The sequence below is a fragment of the Bacillus sp. CPT56D-587-MTF genome (assembly GCF_058792335.1).
Window position 1 is genome coordinate 5,475,001 of sequence record NZ_JBYTEF010000001.1, and the last position, 2,500, is coordinate 5,477,500.

Consider the following 2,500-nt stretch of genomic DNA (forward strand, 5'->3'; position numbering starts at 1 on the left):
CGGGTGATGGCGTGCCTTTTGTAGAATGAACCGGCGAGTTACGATCCCGTGCGAGGTTAAGCTGAAGAGGCGGAGCCGCAGCGAAAGCGAGTCTGAATAGGGCGTTTAGTACGTGGTCGTAGACCCGAAACCAGGTGATCTACCCATGTCCAGGGTGAAGTTCAGGTAACACTGAATGGAGGCCCGAACCCACGCACGTTGAAAAGTGCGGGGATGAGGTGTGGGTAGCGGAGAAATTCCAATCGAACCTGGAGATAGCTGGTTCTCCCCGAAATAGCTTTAGGGCTAGCCTTAAGTGTAAGAGTCTTGGAGGTAGAGCACTGATTGGACTAGGGGTCCTCATCGGATTACCGAATTCAGTCAAACTCCGAATGCCAATGACTTATCCTTAGGAGTCAGACTGCGAGTGATAAGATCCGTAGTCAAAAGGGAAACAGCCCAGACCGCCAGCTAAGGTCCCAAAGTGTGTATTAAGTGGAAAAGGATGTGGAGTTGCTTAGACAACTAGGATGTTGGCTTAGAAGCAGCCACCATTTAAAGAGTGCGTAATAGCTCACTAGTCGAGTGACTCTGCGCCGAAAATGTACCGGGGCTAAATACACCACCGAAGCTGCGGATTGATACCAATGGTATCAGTGGTAGGGGAGCGTTCTAAGGACAGTGAAGTCAGACCGGAAGGACTGGTGGAGTGCTTAGAAGTGAGAATGCCGGTATGAGTAGCGAAAGACGGGTGAGAATCCCGTCCACCGAATGCCTAAGGTTTCCTGAGGAAGGCTCGTCCGCTCAGGGTTAGTCAGGACCTAAGCCGAGGCCGACAGGCGTAGGCGATGGACAACAGGTTGATATTCCTGTACCACCTCTTTATCGTTTGAGCAATGGAGGGACGCAGAAGGATAGAAGAAGCGTGCGATTGGTTGTGCACGTCCAAGCAGTTAGGCTGATAAGTAGGCAAATCCGCTTATCGTAAAGGCTGAGCTGTGATGGGGAAGCTCCTTATGGAGCGAAGTCTTTGATTCCCCGCTGCCAAGAAAAGCTTCTAGCGAGATAAAAGGTGCCTGTACCGCAAACCGACACAGGTAGGCGAGGAGAGAATCCTAAGGTGTGCGAGAGAACTCTGGTTAAGGAACTCGGCAAAATGACCCCGTAACTTCGGGAGAAGGGGTGCTTTCTTAACGGAAAGCCGCAGTGAATAGGCCCAAGCGACTGTTTAGCAAAAACACAGCTCTCTGCGAAGCCGTAAGGCGAAGTATAGGGGGTGACACCTGCCCGGTGCTGGAAGGTTAAGGAGAGGGGTTAGCGTAAGCGAAGCTCTGAACTGAAGCCCCAGTAAACGGCGGCCGTAACTATAACGGTCCTAAGGTAGCGAAATTCCTTGTCGGGTAAGTTCCGACCCGCACGAAAGGTGTAACGATTTGGGCACTGTCTCAACCAGAGACTCGGTGAAATTATAGTACCTGTGAAGATGCAGGTTACCCGCGACAGGACGGAAAGACCCCGTGGAGCTTTACTGTAGCCTGATATTGAATTTTGGTACAGTTTGTACAGGATAGGCGGGAGCCATTGAAACCGGAGCGCTAGCTTCGGTGGAGGCGCTGGTGGGATACCGCCCTGACTGTATTGAAATTCTAACCTACGGGTCTTATCGACCCGGGAGACAGTGTCAGGTGGGCAGTTTGACTGGGGCGGTCGCCTCCTAAAGTGTAACGGAGGCGCCCAAAGGTTCCCTCAGAATGGTTGGAAATCATTCGTAGAGTGCAAAGGCATAAGGGAGCTTGACTGCGAGACCTACAAGTCGAGCAGGGACGAAAGTCGGGCTTAGTGATCCGGTGGTTCCGCATGGAAGGGCCATCGCTCAACGGATAAAAGCTACCCCGGGGATAACAGGCTTATCTCCCCCAAGAGTCCACATCGACGGGGAGGTTTGGCACCTCGATGTCGGCTCATCGCATCCTGGGGCTGTAGTCGGTCCCAAGGGTTGGGCTGTTCGCCCATTAAAGCGGTACGCGAGCTGGGTTCAGAACGTCGTGAGACAGTTCGGTCCCTATCCGTCGTGGGCGTAGGAAATTTGAGAGGAGCTGTCCTTAGTACGAGAGGACCGGGATGGACGCACCGCTGGTGTACCAGTTGTTCTGCCAAGGGCATAGCTGGGTAGCTATGTGCGGAAGGGATAAGTGCTGAAAGCATCTAAGCATGAAGCCCCCCTCAAGATGAGATTTCCCATAGCGTAAGCTAGTAAGATCCCTGAAAGATGATCAGGTTGATAGGTTCGAGGTGGAAGCATGGTGACATGTGGAGCTGACGAATACTAATAGATCGAGGACTTAACCATATAATATGTAGCAATGTTATCTAGTTTTGAAGGAATATGCCTTCATAGTTTGGTGATGATGGCAGAGAGGTCACACCCGTTCCCATACCGAACACGGAAGTTAAGCTCTCTAGCGCCGATGGTAGTTGGGACCTTGTCCCTGTGAGAGTAGGACGTCGCCAAGCAAGAACC

Annotated in this window: 2 rRNA genes (1 of these 2 cut by a window edge); both read left to right on the forward strand. The window is 52.1% G+C overall.

Features of this window, described 5'->3' with window-relative positions:
* Positions 1 to 2,329 (forward strand): 23S ribosomal RNA (locus tag AC3WVZ_RS28330); it begins 593 nt to the left of the window's first position.
* 48 nt (positions 2,330 to 2,377) lie between these two features.
* Positions 2,378 to 2,493: ribosomal RNA gene (rrf, locus tag AC3WVZ_RS28335) — 5S ribosomal RNA — on the forward strand.
* The last annotated feature ends 7 nt before the right edge of the window (positions 2,494 to 2,500 follow it).